Source organism: Streptomyces sp. SID13031, from assembly GCF_010548305.1.
In the GTDB taxonomy this organism is placed as follows: domain Bacteria; phylum Actinomycetota; class Actinomycetes; order Propionibacteriales; family Kribbellaceae; genus Kribbella.
In genome coordinates this window covers 505,114-525,181 of sequence record NZ_JAAGLV010000002.1, presented here as the reverse complement: position 1 = coordinate 525,181, position 20,068 = coordinate 505,114, and the positions used below count along the sequence as shown (strand labels likewise).

The following is a 20,068-nucleotide window of genomic DNA, read 5'->3' as shown; positions in this document are numbered from 1 at the left end:
CTTCCCTGTGCTGATCGTCGGGTGGTTTCTTCGATGCGCTGCGCCAGAGGCGTCCGGTGCGGCACGTCGGAGAAGGTGATGAGGAGGTGCCGGGTCGGTTGCCTGCGACCGAACGCAGTGCGACCGATCCGGCCCGCCCTTGTCCTGTCCCATAGCTCGCCCGGTCTGTCCTGTGGGTCGTCCCGGAGGATCGCGTGGCTTGTCACGGGGGCCGTGGGTCGTCCGGGAGGTCCCGAGGCCCTCAGGCCAGGCCGGCACCGGCAGTGCGCCGTACGACGATCCGCCGCCCGAACGTGTCGTGACCAGTCTGGGCGCCGACCAGGACGCGGTACGGCGCCAGGGGGTGGAACGCCTCATCGAGTATCTGCCTGGGCTGACTCTTCAGCAGGCGACGGATGCACTCAAGTCGGCGAGCTGCGATACGCCGCAGCGCTTGAAGGTGCTGAATGAGCACCTGGGCGAGTTCCCGGAGTCGCTGCTGACGGCGTCATCTCAGGTCCCGACGGCGCTGGTCAAGCTGGCGTATGCCCTGCGCGGTCACGGCAGGCATGACGTCGCACTGCCGATCTGTGCCAGGTGTGGCGAGGCCAAGCGGAGGTTGGCGTCGGTCGACGGGACGGGTGGCCGGTTGTGCGAGCGATGCGCGCAAGGGTTGGTCCAGAAGCAACCGTGTGCGTGGTGCGGCCGGCTCCAGCGTGTTGAAGCACGCCGCCCGGAAGGCGGGATCTGTAGCCGCTGCCACCAGGCCGACCCGTCCAAGCACGAACCCTGCGCTACCTGTGGACGCACCCGCCGGATCGCCCACCGCCTCACGGACGGTTCCGGACTGTGCCAGGCATGTGGCCCGAGACGCGTGTATGTGTGCAGCGGCTGCGGCGCGACTGCTCCGGCACACAAGATCGGCGAGCAGGGACCCGTTTGCGAGACCTGCTACCGCCGCCCCGAACGTCCCTGCGGCGCGTGTGGCCAGACCGCGCGGATCTACCACCGCGCGACCGCCCACACGCCGGATCTGTGCGACAACTGCTACCAGGGAATCGAAGCAGCGTGCACCGTCTGCGACCGCACCCGGTTCTGCCGCCGCAACCGCTCCACCGGCGACCTGGTCTGCGATGGCTGCCGCCCAGAACCCCAGCAGCTGTGCAGCTTCTGTCACCGAACCAGACGCATCCGAGCTCTCTGGCCAGCCGGGGCAGCCTGCAGAGCGTGTTACCAGACCGTCCGCGCCACCCCCGCACCCTGCACGGACTGCACGACCGTCCGTGTCCTGATCGGCAAGACCCCCGCCGGTGACCGGATCTGTGGACCGTGCGCGGGAGTCGACATCGACTACACCTGCCGGGCCTGCGAGCAACCAGGCGACTTCTACGTCGAGGGCACCTGCGACCGCTGCCTGCTCAAAGAGCGCATCGACGACCTCCTCACCGGGCCTGATGACACTATCGATGCCCGCCTGGAGCCGCTTCATCAAGCGCTGCAGGCCGTCCCGCGGCCGCGGTCGACGCTGAAATGGCTGAAGAGGTGCCCCGCCGCGCGGCTCCTGGTCGCGCTCGCCCAGCAACCCGACCTGATCAATCACGACCACCTCGACCGATCCCCGCACACCCAGGCCGCGCACTACCTGCGCGGAATCCTCGTACGCACCGGCGTCCTGGCCGAACGCGACGAACACCTCGAACGGATCGGCCCATGGGCCGACCGGCTCCTGATCGAGCAGCCACAGCATGCCCACCTCATCCGGCCTTTCACCCACTGGTACCTGCTCCCCCGTGCCCGGCGACGAGCCCGGCAACGCCCATTCACCACCTACTCGGCGCAAACGCCCCGCGCCCAGGTGCGTGCGGCACTGGACCTACTCAACTGGATCCACGACCACGACACCACCCTCGACCGCATCGACCAGCACGACATCGACCAGTGGCTCAGCACAGGACCATCGAGCCGCTACCACGCCGCCCTGTTCCTGCGCTGGGCCACCAGCCGCCACCTCACTGCACCTGGCGCTGGACTCACCGTCCCCATGCGGCGGACCAAGGCCCCTGGACCGTTCCTCGACCCCCAGCAGCAGACCGCCCAGCTGCACCGCTGCATCCACGACACCGCCCTGCCCCTCGACATCCGCGTCGCCGGGGCGCTGATCCTGCTGTTCGGCGTGCCAGTGTCACGGATCACCACCCTCACGACCAAAGACATCAACATCAACGACAAGAGCGGCCCTCAACTCCGCCTGACGCTCGGGAACGGCCCCTGTCCACTTGCCACCCACACTCGCCGGCCTCATCCTGCAACTGCTCGACGAGCGACACGACCCGGCCGCCGTCAGCCAGGGAGCCAGTCACGCCACCGGTCCTACTCCGTACTTGTTCCGGGCATGATCGCCGGCCGGCCGAGCAACCCCATCGCCCTCACCTGCAAACTCAACCGTCACGGCATCACCGCGATCGCCGCCCGGAACACCGCTCGACGCGCCCTGGCCGAACAGCTACCCGCGTCCGTGCTCGCCGACCTGCTCGGCATCAATGTCTCCACCGCTATCAGCTGGGCCCGCCAAACCAAGACCGACTGGACCACCTACATCGCCGAACGATGACCCAGACCGCAAGGAAACCTGGCAGGACAGTCGCACGCATCTTCGAATATGAGTTCCGTGGTGGCATGTTCGGACGATTCACGGTGCGCCCGAAGGGTGCTATGCGATCTGGGACGGCGCCGTGGGCGGTTGGCGAGCCCGCGGGCTCCAAGACGAACTCACCGCAGCCGAGCAGGCAGTCGAGCTGGAGATCCAGTACGACGCCACGGCCCACGCTCCGCCGACTCGGTGCGGCTCCTCCCGATCCCACAGCCGGTACGCCGCGCAACCTGGTCCGAAGGCCAGATAGAAGCCTGGGGGCGAGACACCGGCACCGGAGCCTGGTACGCCAAATTCCGCGACCCATCCGGCGTGGTCGGCCTCGTCCTGGGAAACGACGTTCGCCCGATCAAAGACGTACGACACTGAATGGCCGGTAAGCAGCCGGCCTGTCTCGACTCCGGCCGCAAGGCCGAAACTTCGCCGAGCCAGGTGACCCGGCCTACGCGGGGCACCCCCGGCCCGTTGCTGACTGCACCAGTCAGCCGCCGAGTATCAATCAACCGCATGGCTAGGGCCCAGGATTGTGACGGGGCGCCTACGAGGTTGCCAACAGTCTCTGCGACAAGCTGCAGTTCGCGTGACGGGTGTCCGCGTGAGACGTCGATTCGGCGGGTGCTGGCCACTAGCGGCGACCCACCTGTCGTCGGTGACTGTCCTTCCTTTGGGTGGCGTGAGACTGGTGTTTCGCCGTGTATGTCTTGGATCGTTCACAGTTGGACCATGTGCGGTGGTTCCCGCTGGCCCCGGGCTGTAGTGGTCGCATCCGTCATTCTCGTGACTGGTCTCGAGGCCGACAACCAGCACACGCCGCTCCCGCTGCTGACCCAGTACGGCCCGTGGCGAAGAGAAACCGCCGGGCGCCGAGGAGGTTAGCCGAACCTGCGCGTCAGATCGGGAAGACATGACACGCCGAGAACAACAGGAGGCCGCGGTAGGGACCCAACAGGACTCTGCCTCGCTCCCCAGACGGACCCACCCATATCGGCTCGCTCGACCAAGCTGGAGGCGTCGGGCAGCCAAGATGGCGGGGCGGTTCGCCAGGGTGATTAACCGGCGGCCGTGGTTTCGTCCGTGAGCTTGCGCTGGATGTCCTGTCGCAGTTCCTTCTTCGACACCTTGCCCACATTGGACAACGGAAGAGCAGTCCTGAGCTCGACGCGTTCGGGGAGCTTGTACTTCGCTAGGCCGTGGGACAGGAGGAATTCGCCGAGGGATCGTACCGTCAGGACCTCGGCGCTAGGGGCCATGACGAGGTAGGCGCAGACCCGCTCGCCCAGTACCGGGTCGGGCATCGCGACGAGCGCGGCATCGGTGATGTCCGGATGGCGCATCACCAGCTCCTCGACTTCGTCGGCGTGGATTTTTTCGGCGCCGCGATTGATGACGTCTTTGATCCGGCCGTCGATGGAGTAGTAGTGGGTTCCGGCAATCGTGTGCCGCCGGGCGAGGTCGCCGGTGCGATAGAAGCCGTCGGCGGTGAAGGTTTGGTAGTTGTGTCGTTCGGCTCGGTAGTAGCCGCGGATCGTGTAGGGACCGCGGACGCACAGCTCACCGAGCTGCCCGTCGGGCACCTCGACGTCGTCGCCTGGCTCAAGGATGCGAACCTCGTCACCGGGGGAGATGGGAGTGCCGACTGTGTGGTGCCGGACGTCCTCGGTGGCGTCCGCCGGGGTCACGAGGAACATCCCTTCGGCCATCCCGAACTTCTGCCGGATGGCGATGCCGATTTCGTCACGGAGGCGCTCGGCGATGTGGATCGGCAGCTTCTGACCGCCGACGACGAAGTCCTTCACGGAGGACAGGTCGACGTCGCGGCTGCGCACTTCGTCGAGCAACCTGATCGCCAGGGCCGGAGGCACAAGCGGAATGGTCTCGGGCCGGGTCGACTCGATCAGGTCGAGCACGACGCCGACGTCGGCCGATGGCGCCAGTACAAGGGTCGCGCCGCTGAGCAGCACGGGCTGCAGGGCCACCGAGACGCCGGCATTGTGCATGATCGGCAGCGGGTACAGCACGACCGTGCCTGGACCCCAGCCGAGGACGTTCGCCCAGGCCCTCGCGTTGTAGGCATACTCCTCGTGCAGCCGGGGCGCGACCTTGGGCAGCCCGGTGGTCCCGCCGGAGAGCTGGAACGCCACGATCTGCTCGGGGTCCATCGTGCGATATGGCAGCTCGGCGGGATTACTGTCGTGCCCGAGGAGCTCGTCATATCCGAGGGCCGGACCGAAGGTCGCGCCGCGAGCGACGATCAATTTCTCGATCGCCCCGTCGGACAGCAAGGTGCGAGCATTGCCGGGCAACTGCCCGCGGCCGAAATCGGCCTGGATGATCAGGCCGCGCGCACCGACGTGGCGAGCGAGTACGGCGACTTCGTGGACGCCGTGCTGCGGCAGGGTGCACACCGGACGGATGCCGGCCAGCAGGCAGCCGAGGTATGCCACCACCGTCTCGGCGACGTTCCCCATCTGGAACATCAGCGCGTCGCCCGGCTCCAGCCCGGTCTTGGCCAGCAGACCCGCGGCGAACTTCTCGGCGTTCTCGGCCAGCTCTCGATACGACCAGCGAAGCTCCGGCGTGATCAGTGCGGTCCGGTCGGCATGGGCCGCGGCTGCTCCCATCAGCTCGGCGGGCAGCGACAAACCACGCCAGTACCCCTTGGCGCGGTAGTGGGCGCGCACGTCAGCCGGATACGGCACGAGTCCCGCGTCGTCGACTCTGTGGTCCGGAACCGAACTCGCCATGGTCTTCGACATGAGCGACAAATTACTCTCGTCGACGCTCATTGTCCACAGATATGTAGAAGTATTGACGCAGACGTCAATGCAGTGTCGGCTTGGCCCTCCGGCGACACGCGGGTTCTAATGCCTCATGCCGAAACCGACGACGAAGACCCCGGTTCGCCGCGAGCTGGTCATGAATCAGCTGATGGAGGCGGCCGAACGGCTGTTCGCGCAGAAGGGCGTGGCCGGCACCTCGTTGCAGGAGCTGGCGGACGCGGTCGGACTGACCCGGACGGCGATCTACCACTACATCCGTGGCAAGGAAGACATCCTCGAAACCCTGGTCGAGGGCTTCACGCTGCGCACTGCGCGCGATCTGCGAAGGCTGGCCGCGTCGAACACCGGCTCGGCGATGGATCGGCTGCGTGAGGCGGTGACCGGCATGGCGTTGATCGTCGCCCAGCATCCGCAGCGCTTCCGGCTGTTGCTGACCAGTGAGGGTGCGTTCCCCGAGCCGCTCGCGAAGCAGTATCGCCGGGCTCGACGGGAGACGCTCGCCGCGCTTGAGGAGCTGATGGTGCAGGCGATCAAGGAGGGGTCCTGCCGGCCGGTCGACCCCGAACTGGCTGCGTTCGCGCTGGTCGGAGTGTCCAACTGGGTCGCCTTCTGGTATCCGCGGCCTGAGGGTGCGGGAGCCGCAGAGCCCGAGCGGTTGGCGGCGAGTCTGGCCGACATCGCTTTGCAAGGCGTGCTCAGCGAGCGAACGGCGAGTGGCGACGGTGTTGCACACGTCATCGGGTTACTGCGCGACGACCTAGGCCGGTTGGAGCGGATGCTCGAAGGCAGCTGAGGCCCGGCCCGGCCGGAAGCCTTCACAATTTGACTCTGTCGTCGAAAACTAGTCACTAGTGTCGACGCGAGAGGATTTGGCGATGCCCGCACCGGTCCGGATCGGCCTGGTCGCCCCGAGCTCCAACGTGACGATCGAAACCGAGATGCCCCGGCTGCTCGTCCCCGAGAGCATCGCGGGTGCCTATGCCGAGTCCCTGGTGACCAGGGCACGCAAGCTGGCCGTCGGCAACCCGGCCGAGGCGGAGGTCCAACTCGGGCCGATCGTGGACGCGCGCCAGGCGGCCAATGTGGACCGGATCATTGCCGGCTGGGCGCAAAGGCCTCGTGGGAGGGACCCGCGACGGCCCTTTCAACCCACCGACCGTAATGGTCGATGTCACGCCGAGGATGCCCGCGTTCGATGAGGAGGTCTTCGGCCCCTATAGCGGCTGTCACCACCTGCACCGAGATCCCGGCGTACCCGTACTGACGAGAGCACCTCGGAGTTGATCTTTACGTCTGAGGTGATCTTCAAGCGGAGTAGCACGACTGATACCGGGTCCTCGGCCCGGGGACTGAACGGAGCACCACGATGACAATCCCGAACTTCTACACGCCGCGAAGCCTGGGCTCCACCGGCCCGCTGGTCGGGCCTCTGGGTCTGGGCATGATGGGAATGTCAGAGTTCTACGGGCCGGCCGATGAGGCCGAATCGGTCGCCACCGTCCATGCCGCCCTGGACGCCGGGGTCACGCTGCTGGACACGGGCGACTTCTACGGCATCGGCCACAACGAACTCCTCGCTCGCGACGCCCTACGGGGCCGCAACCGCGACCACGCCGTGATCAGCGTGAAGTTCGGCGCGCTGCGCGACCCTGGCGGCGGCTGGGCGGGCTACGACGGAAGGCCCGTGGCTGTGAAGAACTTCGCCGCCTACAGCCTGCGCCGCCTCGGCACCGACTACATCGACATCTACCGCCCGGCACGACTGGATCCCCACGTGCCGATCGAGGACACCGTCGGCGCCATCGCGGAACTTGTCCAGGCCGGCCACGTCCGTCACATCGGCCTGTCGGAGGTCAGCTCCGACACGTTGCGCCGGGCCGCGGCGGTGCACCCGATCACAGACCTGCAAATCGAGTACTCCCTGCTCTCACGGGGAATCGAAGCCGACATCCTGCCCACCGCCAGGAAACTGGGAATCGGGATCACCGCCTACGGGGTGCTGTCCCGCGGACTGCTGTCCGGCCACTGGAACACCTACCAGAAGTTGACCGATCACGACTTCCGTGGATACAGCCCACGCTTCCAGGGCGAAAACCTCGAGCGAAACCTGGCCCTGGTTGACGCGTTGCGCAGCGTGACCGAAGGAAAGGGCATCACGGTGGCGCAGGCCGCGATCGCCTGGGTCGCCGCCCAAGGCGCGGACATCGTGCCGCTGGTCGGGGCTCGGCGCCGCGACCGCCTCACTGAAGCACTCAGCGCAATAGAGGTGACATTCACCCCGGAGGACCTGGCTGTTATCGAAAAGGCCATCCCCAGTGGCGTGGCCGCAGGCACGCGCTATGCCGCTCTCCAGATGAAGGACCTCGACAGCGAGCACTGAGCAGACCGGCGGACGACATCGTCGGGACCGTCCTGGAACGCAAAGGAGGTGCAGTGATTCAGAGTTCACAGGTCGGTCGCCAAGCAGCGCGGCGACGCCGAGTACGAGCTCGTCGACATCGCCGAGTACCACCTCCCGCACCTCGACGAAGCCGTCCCGCCGTCGCTGGGGCAGTACGCGCACCCGCACACCAAGGCATGGGCCGAGAAGATCGGCTCCTTCGACGGCTACGTTTTCGTCACGCCCGAGTACAACCACTCCACGTCCGGCGCACTGAAGAACGCGATCGACTTCCTCTACGGCGAGTGGAACAACAAGGCAGCCGGCTTCGTCAGCTACGGCAGCGCCGGCGGCACCCGTGCCGTCGAGCACCTCCGCCTGATCATGGGCGAGCTGCAGGTCGCCGACGTCCGGGCGCAGGTCGCGCTCTCGCTGTTCACCGACTTCGTCAACTTCAGCGAGTTCAACCCGGCCGCCCAGCAAACCGACGCCGTCGGCAGGGTGCTCGACCAAGTGGTGTCCTGGAGCGCTGCGCTCGCCGCAGTCCGGGCGTAGCCCCGGTGGGATGAAGCTGGACGTCCCGAATCCGGCTCGCCAGGCGGACGAATTCATGCACGCGCCGGGGCGACGCGCCACGGTAGTACTGCAGGAGGCGCAGGTCCGCGCGCAGTTCGGGAGGCATGGAGGAGGACAGGTCCGGCGTGATGAACGGCTCCGCCGTCACCGTCCGGCCATGACCGCTGGGACCTGACGCTCCCCAGGAGTAGAACAGTGGGCTCTCGGTGGCGGTGCGGCGCCAGTCGAGGCCATGATGTTCGCCCCAGATCGAGAGCTGGTTTCTGGGGTTCCCCGCCGAGAACGGCCTGATCGCATACGGCGACGTCAGCGAGGCGGGCGGATCGGTCCGGCGGCCTCAGCTGAAAATCACGAGTGTCGAATTATTGACACTAGCGTCCATTCCCTGTCAGGGTGGCTGCGTGCCCTTCGCAAGTTCTCCAAGGCACGGAACGAGGCGAGCCATGATGTCCATCGAGACAGGTTCGGCAGCACGGCTGGATGCTTTGCCGGAGAAACCTGAAGCAACTCAGGTCGGAACCATGCATGCGTGGAGGCGATGGGCTACCAGGCATCGGGTGGCGGCTGCGATGCTTGGAGGCTTGGCCGGCGTTCACATCGCCAGCCTGCTGGGCTTCTGGTTCGGTGGCTTCGGCCTGACCCGCCTGGACTACAACACCGCCAACGGCATGGTCTATCTGCCGGATGGCACGCACCTGCAGCAGTTCCTGGTCGGCGGCTTGAGCCATTACGTCGACGGGGTGCTCTTTGCCGTGATCTTCGCGATCGCGATCGCGCCCCGGCTGCCCTTGCCGGCTACAGCGATGGGCAACGTGGGGAAGGCCCTGCTTTTCGGCACGGTGCTTGGAGTCCTGGCGTTGTTGGTCACTGCTCCCTTCGTGTTCGGGCCGGCAAGGGGTGTCCATGACGCTCTGATCGCCTTTCACTCCGGGTGGGAGTACGTGCTGAGCGTCTTGATTTTTCACTGGCTCTACGGCCTTCACCTCGGACTGATCTACAACCCGCTGGACGGCGAGGCCGTCCTTCCTCCGGACCGACAAGGACAGAGACAGATATGAAGACGTTGGACGTGACCGCGTATGGCGGGGTCGAGGTACTGCAGGTCGTCGACCGCGACGACCCGCCTCCGGTGGAAGGGCGGGTTCGGGTCCGCATGCACGCCGCAGCGGTGAACCCGGCCGACTGCCGGATCCGGCAGGGCCTGATGGCCGCCCGCACGCCCGACCTCCAGCTCCCGTTCGTGTTGGGATTCGATGTGGCCGGCGTACTGCTGGATGGCGCCGCGGGCCTGGTGGAGGGACAGCGAGTCGTCGGCATGATCCCGTGGTTCGCTGACCCCGGGCACGGATCAAACGCCCAGGTGGTGACGGTCGACCCGACGTGGCTTGCTCCGCTGCCCGACCAGGTGGCCTGGGAGATCGCCGGCTCGTTTCCGCTGAACTCCCTGACCGCCAGTCAAGCTCTCGAGCTCGGCGCACTCGAACCGGGACAGACCCTGTTCGTCACCGGCGCGTCCGGGGCGGTGGGAGCATTTGCGGTCCAGCTCGCCACGGCGCACGGAGTTCGAGTGCTCGCCACGGCCTCGGCAGGAGACGAAGATTTCGTTGCCGGTCTTGGCGCCCAGGTCATCACCCGCACGGAAGCGGCAAGCATGCTGACAGCGGTGAAGGAGTTCGCCGCGGAAGGTGTCGACGCCCTCTTCGACGCTGCCGCGATTGGTGGTCCGATTCTGCCGGCGGTCAAGGACGGCGGGGCCTTCGTGGCGCCGGCTGCCCCGGCGGCGCCACCAACCGAACGTGGCGTACAGGTGAGCGCTGTGCAGTCGCGGCCGGACGCCGCCCTGCTCGCCCGCCTGGCGGGCGAGATCGCCGCCGGGAGCCTGGTCAGCAGGGTTGCTGATTTCGTGCCGCTCGACCAGGCTCGTTCGGCCCACGAGCAGACCCAGGCGGGTGGCCTGCGCGGAAAGCTCGTCCTCGATCTCTCCCATGGCCGCTGAATTGAACACTGTGACGCTCAACAACGGCGTCACGATGCCCACCTTGGCGTTCGGGACGTTCCAGGTACCGGACCCAATCGCGACCCGATCACTGCAGACGGCGTTTGCCAGCGGCTACCGCAGTGTCGATACCGCCGCGATCTACGGCAACGAACATGGTGTCGGGCAGGCGATCGCCGCGTCCGGTGTACCGCGAGAGGACCTGTTCGTCATTACGAAGCTGTGGAATGCCGATCATGGCCACGACGAGACAATGCGCGCCTTCGAACAGAGCCTGAGCAATCTCGGCCTCGACTATGTCGACCTCTACCTGATCCACTGGCCCGCGCCCCGCAATGGGCTGTATTCCGAATCGTGGCGAGCCATGGACGAGCTGCACCGTAGCGGCCTGGCACGCGCGATCGGCGTGTCGAACTTCCTTCCTGAGCACCTGGAACGAATCGCCGATCTGGGCCTGACGGTACCCGCTGTCAACCAGATCGAGGTCCATCCCACCTTCGCGAACAGTGATGGCCGGAGCGCCAACACGAAGTACGGGATCTTGACCCAGGCATGGGCACCGCTGGCGCATTCCAGGATCCTCGGCAACCCCGTCGTGAACCGGATCGCGCACGAGCATGGCCGGACCCCCGCTCAGGTGGTACTCCGCTGGCATCTGCAGCAGGGACGGCCCGTCATCCCGAAATCGGTCACGCCGGCCCGGATCGTGGAGAACAGCAAGTTGTTCGACTTCGAGCTCAGCCCGGCCGACGTCGCCTCGATCGACACCCTTGACCGCGGCGCGCGGATGGGGCCGGACCCCAACCTGCTGCACTGACTCCTACCGGTGCCCGCCCCCCGCGGACGCGGGGAATCGGGTGCCGAGCCAGTGCGCCATCGCCTGGCCCGCCAAGGTGGCTCCAGAGGTGGCTCCCTCGGTGAGCGGAGCTCCGAAGTGCTTGCCTTCGACCCGCACATGGGTCACGTCGGCGGCGGCGAAAGCCGCCACCATTGCCTGCGCGTCCGCCGGAAAACACGCCTGGTCGCCGGTCAGCTCGACCAGCAGAACCGGCACCCGGACCGAAGGGGCGCAACGCAGCAGGGCCGCCCGGCTCGACCGGCCGGACCAGGTCGACAACCAGGCTTCAGGTGTCGTCAACCTGCCGAACCCGATCACGCCGTAGTTGGTGAGATCCGGACGGCCCCCAAACAGCGATCCGTACGGACGGTCGTTGGCATCGAGGGACAGGTCGACGCCACGCAAGTCGGCGTCGGTTCGGTGTACGACGATCACGCCGGACGCCAGCGCCTCCCGCCGGTCTCCCGGGTCATTGCTGCTCGAGTAGCGCCGCCGCGCTGCGTCCGCGGCCGCGGCCCGCTCATAGGCCAAGGCGTCGATGCGATCGACCCGGCGCTGCTGGGCCGCTCGATACTCCGCGATGAAGTCACCGGAGTAACTCGAGGACGCCGGCGGGACGACGAATCCGTTGCCCTCGGCATACGGATCGAGCCTCGGATCGATCGACAGGGGGTCTGACTCGTCGACCACCGAGGGATCGATGACTCGCAGCAGCAGCTCGCCCTGCCCGGGGTGTGGCGCCATCAGCATCAGCCCGTCGGGCACCGGCATCGTCGCCTCGGCCAGCGGGACCGGTTTGCCGCCCGGCGTCGCCGTGAGCCGAGCGGACGAGGTGAGCGCAGCCTGCTCGATGTAGAAGGCAGCCAAGGATGCGCCGCCCGAATGGCCCACGGACACCACGGACTCGAAGTCGCGCCGACGAAGGAAGGCATGCCCTGCGGCCATGTCGAGTACGGCTTGTTCGTGCAGCAACGTAAGGTCGTTACCCATGGACCTCGAGCCTTGCGTCCACACGGCGTAGCCCGCGTTGAGCAGTTCAGGGACCAGGATGTGGTGTGAGAAGTCCTGCCGGGGATGCATCAGGAAGGCCACTGTCGTGGCTCCCGGCACGACCCTGAGCAGGCCGTTGACGCCGGCACCGTCGTGAGTCGTCAGTTCGTGCGCGGACGTCACCGTACTGGTTGGCATCCGGGCCGAAGCGATGTACCGGCCCGCGCCCAGGCGCTCTTTCTGGTCCGACGTCATCGTGCCGCGACCCGTAGCGCATCTTTGTCGTGCTGCACGATGATCGACCGCTCTAGACCGGCGACAACGCTGTACCAGACCGCGTGACGGCACCCCGTCGCCTGCCGGTCGATCACCAGGTCGTCCTGGGCACTGATCCGGAAGTAGGGCCCCAGCTTGTCGATGGCGACGATCGGGTCTCGAGACGCCACCTTCACGATGCTCTCGTTCTCCGGCACGTCCAGGACGTAGATCCGGGCGGTCACGACTTCACCGGCTCGCGGTCACGCAGGCCTGCCTGGCCGTCCTCCCAGGCGGCTGCTCGCGCCACGATGAGTTCGGCCTTGCGGGTCAGCAGCTTGTCCATGGTCGGATCGTCGCCCGATGCCACCTCGCACAGAGCGTCGATCGTCAGCGCGGCGTCGAGATCCTCCTGCGGCGTCACCGGACGCAGCGCACGGGTGATCTCGATCATGTAGCCGTTGGGGTCGTGGGTGTAGATGGACTCGATGGTCTCGTGCATCACCTGCATCTCCACCGGCCACTCGGAATCGTCGAGGCGGCGGCGGTACTCCATCAAGTCGTCCTCGTTGCCGACGTGGATGGCCAAGTGGCGCGAGTTGACGAAGAAGTCCGGCGTGTCGTGGCCGAGGCGGCCCCAGGCGTCGCCGGGTGCCGACTGATCGCCGAACGGCTCGAGCCCGAAGTAGTAGAAGAAGGCGATCCGGTCGTCGTTGCCGATGTCGAAGAAGAAGTGGATGAAGTCGGGGTGCTTGTCTGGTCCCCAGCCGGCCGCGCAGATCGAGTGAACGACCGGGAACTTCAGCACATCGCGGTAGAAGCGAACGGTCGCCACGGGGTCGAACGTGGGGAAGGCGGCGTGGTCGACCCCCTGGACCCGGTGTTCCTTCTGCACTGTCATGTTGACCATCTCCTAGCAAGTAAGCGATCAATGACCCCTCAGGCCACGGTGAGCGGCGCGTCGGTGCGCAGCAATGAGCCGGCATCCGGAATGTCGACAGGCAGACCGAGGCTGCGGAGGATGGAGTAGGCGCCCGCTGTCGCGGCAGAGAGCACGGGGACCCCGAACTCGTCCTCGGCTGCTTGCACCAGATCAAGCGACGGCATCTGGACGCAGCAAGAGATAACCAAGGCATCGACGTCGGCCAGGTCGAGGCTGCGCGCAGCAGCCATCACCCGCTCCCTCGGGATACAGCCGACATCGCTGTTGTCGGCCACTTCGAGAGCGCGCCAGTCGGCTACCTCGATGCCCTCCGCTTCGAGGTAGCCGACCACTTGCTCCGCGAGCGGCCTGAGATAAGGCATCACCAGCGCGACTCGCGACGCGTTCATCGCATGCAGCGCGCCGACCAAGGCACCGGCGCTGGAAAGCACCTTGGCCGTCGAACCCCCGGTCGCCAGCTGCTCGGCGATGGCGATTTCGGTACGGCGATGCTCAGCGGGACCGGAAGCCATGATGGCAACCAGGCAGGCATACAACACAACGTCTACACCGGCGTCGCCGATCTCGAGAACGCAGCGCTCCCGTTGGGCGTTCATGGCCCGTAGCTGCTCAGGAGTCACCGAGTGCATGCGCATCCGGCTCGAGTGGAAGGTGAACTCCACTTCCGTGGAGCGAGCCAGGATACGTGGCAGCTCGGATTCGACAGTGACGTTCGAACTCGGAACGACGAGGCCAACACGCTTCAGAGCGGACACGGTTTCTCCGTTCGACATATTCCGACGATAGTGTCAAGTATCTGACATTACCGTCATATAGTCAACGGATGCCACTCCGCGGCTGGGAGCTCAGAGCCGGACGAGACCGCCGTCAGCCATGATCGTCTGGCCGGTCACCCAGCCGCTGCTGTCGCCCGCCAGGAACAGCACAGTCCCGACGACGTCCTCCGCTGTCCCCGGACGCTTGATCGCCTGAGCCTGAGCTAGTGCGTCGATGTGTTCTTCGTCGATGATGGCCAGTCCTCCCGGCGTCTTGGAAGCAGTCGGGCCGACGGCGTTGACCGTGATGCCATGCTCGGCGACATCGTTGGCCAGGCCGCGGGTGAAGCCGATGACGCCGGCCTTGCTGGACATATAGTGCGCGAGGCCCGGGATGACGAGACCGATCGAGTTCGACGTGATGTTGACAATGCGCCCCCAGCCGCCCTGCTTCATGAGCGGAAGCACGGCCTTTACCATCAGGAACTGCGAGTCGAGGTTGATCGCATGCACTCGCCGCCAGAGCTCGAAGTCCACCTCGTCGATGCCGACGTTAGGGTAGATGCCGGCGTTGTTCACCAGGATGTCGCAACGACCGAACTCCTGCTGGAGAAGGGCAGCTACCCTCTCGGTGGAGCCTGGATCAGCGACATCGGCGACGAGACTGACCGCGCGTCCGCCATATGTCTCGACCTCGGAGGCGGTTTCCTTCGCCTCAATGAGATCGACTACGAGAATGTCGACGCCGGTTCCGGCGAGACCGACACTGATCGAGCGGCCGAAGCCCTGTGCACCTCCGGTGACGACCGCGACTCTGCGCGCTTCCGGCATGGGATGTCCTTTCGAACTCGGGCGCGCTCAGAACGGGTACGAGGCGATCTCGTCGCGCACGGTCATCCACTTCCACTCGGTGAACTGGTCAGCGTTCGTGAGGGTGCTGTGGTTGAAGCCGTTGCCAGAGGCACCAACGCCGCCGATGGGGCCGTAGACCTCGTGCAGGACAGGCTGGTCGTTGATGTGGACGATTCCGGCATGGATGCCGTCTGCGATGCGCTGGGCCCTGGCCAGGTCCGGTCCGACAACAGCGGCCGCGAGACCGTAGCTGGTCCGGTTGGCCAGGTCGATCGCCTCGTCGTCGGTACTGAACGTCGCGATCGGTGCGACCGGTCCAAAGATCTCCTCGTCGAAGGCCGGCATGCCTGGCCTGACGCCGGTCATCACAGTCGGCTTGAAGAACAGGCCGTCGCGATCGCCACCCACCAGGATCGTCGCGCCTTGCTCGACGGTCTCGGCGACGACCCGGTCGACGTTGGCCGCCTGCCGCTCGTTGACGATGGGACCGAGATGGACCTGCCCGGCGTACGGGTCACCAACGGCGAGACTCAACGCATGCTTGACGAGCGCTTGGGCGTACTCCTCGGCAATGCTCTCGTGTACCAGATGGCGACCGGCCGTGAGGCAGATCTGCCCCTGATGGAAGAAGGATCCCCAGGCGCCCGCACTGGCCGCCGCCTCGATGTCGACCCCCGGAAGGACGACGTACGGGTTGTTGCCGCCGAGTTCCAGGGACACCCGCTTGAGCATCCCGCCGGCTGCGGCTCCGATGAGCCGTCCGGCACGTGTGGACCCGGTAAAGCTGACCATGTCCACGAGAGGTTCGCTCACCACCGCTTCACCAGTGGGAGTATCGCCCGGCAGCACGTGAAACAGCCCCGCCGGCAGGCCGGCCTCCGCCAGCAACTGGGCGAAGATCGCACCACCGCACACGGGCGTTTGGGGGTCCGGCTTCAACAGCACCGCATTTCCCGTCACGAGGGCCGGCCCGATGGCGCGCATTCCTAGCAGGAACGGCGAGTTCCAAGGAGTAATGATGCCGACCACGCCAATAGGAACGCGCCGCGCGAAGCTACGGCGCCCGACCTCCGCCGTCGCCGCCATAATGCCGATGGGCTCGCTCCCCAGGTTGGCCGCCTCGAGAGACTCGCGCGCCGTCATCTGAACTTCCCACTGGCCCTTCGGTCCGATGGAACCTGTCTCGCGGACGATCTGCTCGGCGATCTCATCGGCACGCTCGAGCACAAGCCGGGAGAAGTCGCGCAGGACATCGCCGCGGAGCGGACCGGGGACCTGTGCCCACTCGACCTGCGCAGCACGCGCTCTGGCAGCTGCGGCAGCGACGTCGCCGCTGGACGCAACGCCGATCTCACCGAGGCTGGCTCCGGTGGCTTTCTCGGTGACGTCCATGCTCCCGTCGCCGGGCAGCCGCCAACCATCGCTGTAGATCTTGCCGCTCCAGGCCTCCTGGCCGGCGAGCCATGTGTCGCGCATCTTCGTCCTCAGTTCTCTTGGTCGCCGTGCCCTGAGCCCCCATCGGCCCGGAGCGAGTGTGGCGTGGTTGAGATGATCCGCCCGGTGTGGAGCGCCGTCAACCATCTGCGTCAAATTTTCGACAGGTAAGTGAAATGCAGCAGGGCGGTCACCCGGAGCTGCTGATGGTATTGATGACGCGTCACCAGTATGGTGGTGACATGTCATCAAATACCGAGTACGCCCCCAGCCCGACGTCGTTCGTCGCGGACATGGTGGAGAAGATCGAGCAAGCAGGAACGACCACGGTGATCGACCATGGGAAGGGCGTCGTGCTCCTGACCATGCGCGGCGCCAAGTCCCTCAAGATCCGCAAGGTCCCGTTGATGCGGGTCGCGCAGGACGGCCACTACGCCGTAGTGGCATCGCTCGGCGGCGCACCGAAGCACCCGGTCTGGTACTACAACCTGAAGGCCGAGCCGAAAATCCAACTGCAGGACGGCGAAGTCACCAGCAAGTTCGTCGCCCGGGAACTGGAGGGCGAGGAGCGCGACTTGTGGTGGACGCGATCGGTCGAGGCATGGCCCGACTACGCGAACTACCAGACGAAGACGGACCGGATCCTCCCCGTCTTCCTCCTCGAACCGGTCATCAACTGAGCAACACACACCGAGGTGTCCAATCCTCTGTTCCGGGCCTCGCCTTGCTCTGGCGGCTCGGGACGCGAACGTCGTGTCCGACCACCCTCAACTGTTCGACCGTCATGACGGGTCGTCCTCGTCGAACCGGAAGAACAGCACCGCCCGGACTCCTTCGGAGCTGACGGCAACCAGTCCCGGTTCACTGTCGGCCTGGGCGAAGTACGGAACTCATGGTCGGCCAGCAAACGTGGGCTAGCGTGGAAGACCTCAGCTAATGGACTCGACCACGGTCGCCGTACTCAAATCGTTGGACGAGGACGACGATGATCAGTGATTCCGTGCCCACTGAAGGAGAGGCTAGCGCTCTGGACAGGGCACGCATGTTTCATCGTGAGTGTTGCCGCCTGCGCTCTGAGCGCCGGTGACTAACTGGCGGAATCCCCTACTGGAGCACGCCGACTGGCTCCCCGGGGGACTCCAGAGTCGCACTCTAAGCCAAGCGCGACTGATCGGGCCTCTGGCCAGCCGTTGCAGCGGTTGTCCGCGGAGTCAAGGAGTGGCTGGCGATTGGCAAGCCGCCGAATACGACACGAACGGAATAAGTCATCTGCGCCGGTACCAACGTATGAGTACGTCACCGTCGTCAACCGGCGTGGAGTGGGCTGACGGGGCGGTTGTTCGGGTTGGGGTTCTTGTTCCGTTGAGTCGGCCTGGGTGGGGTGAGGCGGGGCGGCATTTGCTTGCTGGGTTTGAGTTGGCTGTTCGCGAGGTCAATGAGGCCGGTGGGATCGGCGGGAGGCCGCTTGAGCTGGTCGTTCGGGATACCGCAGCTGATCCGCAGAGGGCCGCGGCGGCTGTAGATGAATTGGCTGGGATGGGCGTGGCTGCCCTGGCTGGGGAGTATCACAGCGTTGTCGCTCGTGCTGTTGCTGCCAGGGCCGATGCTCTTGGGCTGCCGTTCCTTTGTTCGTCCGCGGTTCTTGACGCGCTCACCGAGCAGCCGACGGACTGGGTTGCGCGGCTCGCTCCGCCGCAATCTCGTGGCTGGCAGGTCTATGCAGACTTTCTGCTCCGCGCGGGGCACAGCCGGATCGCCGCCGCTTCCCAGTCGAGTGTTTATTGGGCAGCTGGGACTCGCATTCTGCGGGACTACCTCGCTTCACGCGGCGGGAGCGTCGTCGAGCTCGATCTGGGCGTGCTCACCCCCTCGGCGGTGTGCGACGAACTCGTCGACAATCGTTCGACGGCCGTGCTTCTTCTGGCCGGTCATCCGGAGCCGGCGGTGTCGATCGTCAAGGCTGTCCGCCATGACCGGCGCCTCGCCGGGATCATGATCGGTGCTCCGGCCGGGCAACCGGAGTTCGCTGAATGGGCGACGCTGCTGGGCGAGGACGGCGCCGCGATTCCGTTCTTGCGCTACCTGCCTGAGCGCCTGAGCCCACTCGGTGAACGAGTCGAGGCGGCGCTGCGTGAGCGGCTGGGCGCAGCGCCCTCCTTCGTTGCGTTCGAGGGCTACGACACGGTCGCCGTACTCGCCGAGGTTGTCGGGTGGGCAGCGGCAACGACTCCCGCTGCGCTGCGTTCTGATGGCGCGGAACGGGCGCGCATTGCCGAAGCCTGGCCGCAAGTTGCGGTCGAAGGGACTCGTGGGCAGATCCAGTTCTCACGGGTGCCAGGCATCAGCGTTTGGCAATGGGCTCAGGCGCCGATCCAAGTTGTTGATCGAGACCCGGCGCACTTCGATCGCTTTCGGATCCTTCACGCCCGTTGAGGGGGCATGGAGGTGTACTGCGGTGAAACGGGGTGTGACCGATCCGGCACGCCGTTGCGCTGGGCGAAGCGGTGACGGGCGACGTACCTTGTTTGCCTGGGCCGGTCCGATCGGGCCCTGACCGCTCCGAACAGAAGAGGTCAGATGAGCACATTCCAAGACCTGGGATCGTTGTTGCTCGTTCGTGGTGCCGATGAGCTGGAGCACGCGGGTGGCACGTTGTATGTGCACCTGCATCGGGTCGCCAAGCGGCTCGGCTCGCTCGGGGGTTCCGAGACGCTGGTACTGGCCGGGCTCGCGCACGCGGCGTACGGGACGGATGGGTTTCCGACGCATCTGTTCGACTGGCAAGAGGAACGTCCGGTGCTCGAGGCCGTGATCGGGCCGGAGGCGGAGCTGCTCGTCTACCGCTACGGTTCCTGCGATCGCGAGACCAGCTGGCGTGATCTGGCCGAGCACAGCACGGTCACCGATCGCTTCACCGGTACGGCGGAGGAGCTGACGTCGAAGGAGTTGCGCGACTTCGTCGATCTGACCATCGTCAACGAGCTCGACGTTCTCGACCACGCCCCGGACCTCAAGCCCAAACTCCACGCGTTCCTGCAGGAACAGATCCCCCGCTGGCAGTCCCTCGCCTCCCCCGCAGTACTGGCCGACGCCAACCGCGCCCTCGCTCTCTAACCGACGGCTCCGCGCCGGCTGGGTGCTCAAAGTCGCGGGGACGGGTGTCTCGGGAATGCGGCGAGGGTGGTCGACGAGGTGCCGGGCTCGGGGGCGGTTAGTCGGCTTGGGCGAAGGTTCGGATGGTGGTGATGACGAGGGCCAGCAGGGTGGTGGCGACGGTGGTTGCCACGCAGAGCCAGAGCGGGAGGCCGGTCAGCAGGGTGATGGCGGCGAAGGTCAGTGGGGCTGCGTAGAAGCCGGCGACTCGCGGGTGATTGTTGATCCAGCGCAGTACCACGGGGATCGGCATCCCGATCGGCGCCAGCAACCCGCCTACCGCCAGGGCGACCGGCCAGCCTCGCTGGCTGAGCACCAGCGCGACGATGAGTAGCCAGCAGAATGGCGCGAAGGCGAGCAGCCACCAAGGCGGTTGCCAGGGATCAGCGGGATCCGCCGGGTTCTGGGCGGGATCTTCTTGCGTCACGCCCATCGCCTCCTCAGTCGGCTGGGCCCGCCTGTTCGAGTCTGGCACCTGCCCGACCGA

At 66.3% G+C, this 20,068-nt stretch carries 18 protein-coding genes and 1 pseudogene; 11 read left to right on the top strand and 8 right to left on the bottom strand.

Annotated elements, in window-relative coordinates; all coding sequences use genetic code 11:
* Positions 1–199 precede the first annotated feature (199 nt).
* A complete protein-coding gene (locus G3I17_RS06620) occupies positions 200–2,590 on the top strand; it encodes a hypothetical protein (protein ID WP_164594970.1) in 2,391 nt (796 codons plus the stop codon).
* A 1,088-nt stretch (positions 2,591–3,678) separates the two neighbouring features.
* Here the strand turns inward: G3I17_RS06620 and G3I17_RS06615 are convergent.
* The gene (locus tag G3I17_RS06615) at positions 3,679–5,385 is read right to left on the bottom strand and encodes an AMP-binding protein (RefSeq protein ID WP_203589807.1); all 1,707 of its coding nucleotides are present in this window, start codon (positions 5,383–5,385) and stop codon (positions 3,679–3,681) included.
* Positions 5,386–5,500: 115 nt separating this feature from the next.
* Between G3I17_RS06615 and G3I17_RS06610 the strand changes: the two genes are divergently transcribed.
* From G3I17_RS06610 to G3I17_RS06575, 7 genes and pseudogenes are all read left to right on the top strand, one after another.
* Entirely contained in the window at positions 5,501–6,202 is a 702-nt protein-coding gene (locus G3I17_RS06610) for a TetR/AcrR family transcriptional regulator (RefSeq protein WP_164594969.1), read from the top strand.
* Between the two features lie 82 nt (positions 6,203–6,284).
* Positions 6,285–6,608, top strand: coding sequence for an aldehyde dehydrogenase family protein (locus G3I17_RS06605; protein WP_164594968.1), 324 nt, complete (start codon positions 6,285–6,287; stop codon positions 6,606–6,608).
* A gap of 167 nt (positions 6,609–6,775) precedes the next feature.
* Positions 6,776–7,789 (top strand): aldo/keto reductase, encoded by a 1,014-nt coding sequence (locus G3I17_RS06595; protein ID WP_164594966.1) that lies wholly within the window; start codon positions 6,776–6,778, stop codon positions 7,787–7,789.
* Between the two features lie 48 nt (positions 7,790–7,837).
* A pseudogene (locus G3I17_RS42010) lies at positions 7,838–8,344 on the top strand (NAD(P)H-dependent oxidoreductase).
* 464 nt (positions 8,345–8,808) lie between these two features.
* Positions 8,809–9,423 carry a hypothetical protein gene (locus tag G3I17_RS06585; RefSeq protein WP_164594965.1) on the top strand — a complete coding sequence of 205 codons (615 nt, stop codon included), beginning with the start codon at positions 8,809–8,811 and terminating at the stop codon, positions 9,421–9,423.
* The gene (locus tag G3I17_RS06580) at positions 9,420–10,361 is read left to right on the top strand and encodes an NADP-dependent oxidoreductase (protein ID WP_164594964.1); all 942 of its coding nucleotides are present in this window, start codon (positions 9,420–9,422) and stop codon (positions 10,359–10,361) included. Before G3I17_RS06585 ends, G3I17_RS06580 begins: the two co-directional genes overlap by 4 nt.
* Complete coding sequence (locus G3I17_RS06575; protein ID WP_164595142.1) at positions 10,351–11,178, top strand: aldo/keto reductase; 828 nt, start codon at positions 10,351–10,353, stop codon at positions 11,176–11,178. Before G3I17_RS06580 ends, G3I17_RS06575 begins: the two co-directional genes overlap by 11 nt.
* A 3-nt stretch (positions 11,179–11,181) precedes the next feature.
* Here G3I17_RS06575 and G3I17_RS06570 read toward each other — a convergent pair whose 3' ends face one another.
* From G3I17_RS06570 to G3I17_RS06545, 6 genes are all read right to left on the bottom strand, one after another.
* Positions 11,182–12,444, bottom strand: a complete 1,263-nt coding sequence (locus tag G3I17_RS06570; protein WP_164594963.1) for an alpha/beta hydrolase — start codon at positions 12,442–12,444, stop codon at positions 11,182–11,184.
* Positions 12,441–12,689: a hypothetical protein gene (locus G3I17_RS06565; protein ID WP_164594962.1), complete on the bottom strand. Its 249-nt coding sequence runs from the start codon at positions 12,687–12,689 to the stop codon at positions 12,441–12,443. Before G3I17_RS06565 ends, G3I17_RS06570 begins: the two co-directional genes overlap by 4 nt.
* Positions 12,686–13,345: a VOC family protein gene (locus G3I17_RS06560; protein WP_164594961.1), complete on the bottom strand. Its 660-nt coding sequence runs from the start codon at positions 13,343–13,345 to the stop codon at positions 12,686–12,688. The genes G3I17_RS06565 and G3I17_RS06560 overlap by 4 nt, the downstream gene beginning before the upstream one ends.
* Before the next feature lie 38 nt (positions 13,346–13,383).
* Positions 13,384–14,160, bottom strand: coding sequence for a maleate cis-trans isomerase (locus tag G3I17_RS06555; RefSeq protein WP_164594960.1), 777 nt, complete (start codon positions 14,158–14,160; stop codon positions 13,384–13,386).
* A gap of 72 nt (positions 14,161–14,232) precedes the next feature.
* Positions 14,233–14,973, bottom strand: coding sequence for an SDR family oxidoreductase (locus G3I17_RS06550; protein WP_164594959.1), 741 nt, complete (start codon positions 14,971–14,973; stop codon positions 14,233–14,235).
* 27 nt (positions 14,974–15,000) lie between these two features.
* Complete coding sequence (locus G3I17_RS06545) at positions 15,001–16,470, bottom strand: benzaldehyde dehydrogenase (protein WP_164594958.1); 1,470 nt, start codon at positions 16,468–16,470, stop codon at positions 15,001–15,003.
* A gap of 200 nt (positions 16,471–16,670) precedes the next feature.
* Here G3I17_RS06545 and G3I17_RS06540 point away from each other — a divergent pair, with 200 nt between their 5' ends.
* The 3 genes from G3I17_RS06540 to G3I17_RS06530 all read left to right on the top strand — a co-directional run bounded on the left by G3I17_RS06540 (position 16,671) and on the right by G3I17_RS06530 (position 19,542).
* Complete coding sequence (locus G3I17_RS06540; protein WP_164594957.1) at positions 16,671–17,108, top strand: nitroreductase family deazaflavin-dependent oxidoreductase; 438 nt, start codon at positions 16,671–16,673, stop codon at positions 17,106–17,108.
* Between the two features lie 607 nt (positions 17,109–17,715).
* Positions 17,716–18,861 carry an ABC transporter substrate-binding protein gene (locus tag G3I17_RS06535; protein ID WP_164595141.1) on the top strand — a complete coding sequence of 382 codons (1,146 nt, stop codon included), beginning with the start codon at positions 17,716–17,718 and terminating at the stop codon, positions 18,859–18,861.
* 144 nt (positions 18,862–19,005) lie between these two features.
* Entirely contained in the window at positions 19,006–19,542 is a 537-nt protein-coding gene (locus G3I17_RS06530) for a DUF6817 domain-containing protein (RefSeq protein WP_164594956.1), read from the top strand.
* Between the two features lie 97 nt (positions 19,543–19,639).
* Here G3I17_RS06530 and G3I17_RS06525 read toward each other — a convergent pair whose 3' ends face one another.
* Entirely contained in the window at positions 19,640–20,008 is a 369-nt protein-coding gene (locus G3I17_RS06525) for a hypothetical protein (RefSeq protein ID WP_164594955.1), read from the bottom strand.
* Positions 20,009–20,068 lie beyond the last annotated feature (60 nt).

Excerpts from the sequence above, each read along its gene's own strand:
- G3I17_RS06580 (WP_164594964.1), top strand. The coding sequence starts at position 9,420 with ATGAAGACGTTGGACGTGACCGCGTATGGCGGGGTCGAGGTACTGCAG.
- G3I17_RS06615 (WP_203589807.1), bottom strand. The coding sequence starts at position 5,385 with ATGTCGAAGACCATGGCGAGTTCGGTTCCGGACCACAGAGTCGACGAC.
- G3I17_RS06585 (WP_164594965.1), top strand. The coding sequence starts at position 8,809 with ATGATGTCCATCGAGACAGGTTCGGCAGCACGGCTGGATGCTTTGCCG.
- G3I17_RS06575 (WP_164595142.1), top strand. The coding sequence starts at position 10,351 with ATGGCCGCTGAATTGAACACTGTGACGCTCAACAACGGCGTCACGATG.
- G3I17_RS06555 (WP_164594960.1), bottom strand. The coding sequence starts at position 14,160 with ATGTCGAACGGAGAAACCGTGTCCGCTCTGAAGCGTGTTGGCCTCGTC.
- G3I17_RS06540 (WP_164594957.1), top strand. The coding sequence starts at position 16,671 with ATGTCATCAAATACCGAGTACGCCCCCAGCCCGACGTCGTTCGTCGCG.
- G3I17_RS06545 (WP_164594958.1), bottom strand. The coding sequence starts at position 16,470 with ATGCGCGACACATGGCTCGCCGGCCAGGAGGCCTGGAGCGGCAAGATC.
- G3I17_RS06560 (WP_164594961.1), bottom strand. The coding sequence starts at position 13,345 with ATGACAGTGCAGAAGGAACACCGGGTCCAGGGGGTCGACCACGCCGCC.
- G3I17_RS06570 (WP_164594963.1), bottom strand. The coding sequence starts at position 12,444 with ATGACGTCGGACCAGAAAGAGCGCCTGGGCGCGGGCCGGTACATCGCT.
- G3I17_RS06605 (WP_164594968.1), top strand. The coding sequence starts at position 6,285 with ATGCCCGCACCGGTCCGGATCGGCCTGGTCGCCCCGAGCTCCAACGTG.
- G3I17_RS06550 (WP_164594959.1), bottom strand. The coding sequence starts at position 14,973 with ATGCCGGAAGCGCGCAGAGTCGCGGTCGTCACCGGAGGTGCACAGGGC.
- G3I17_RS06595 (WP_164594966.1), top strand. The coding sequence starts at position 6,776 with ATGACAATCCCGAACTTCTACACGCCGCGAAGCCTGGGCTCCACCGGC.
- G3I17_RS06610 (WP_164594969.1), top strand. The coding sequence starts at position 5,501 with ATGCCGAAACCGACGACGAAGACCCCGGTTCGCCGCGAGCTGGTCATG.
- G3I17_RS06535 (WP_164595141.1), top strand. The coding sequence starts at position 17,716 with ATGAGTACGTCACCGTCGTCAACCGGCGTGGAGTGGGCTGACGGGGCG.
- G3I17_RS06530 (WP_164594956.1), top strand. The coding sequence starts at position 19,006 with ATGAGCACATTCCAAGACCTGGGATCGTTGTTGCTCGTTCGTGGTGCC.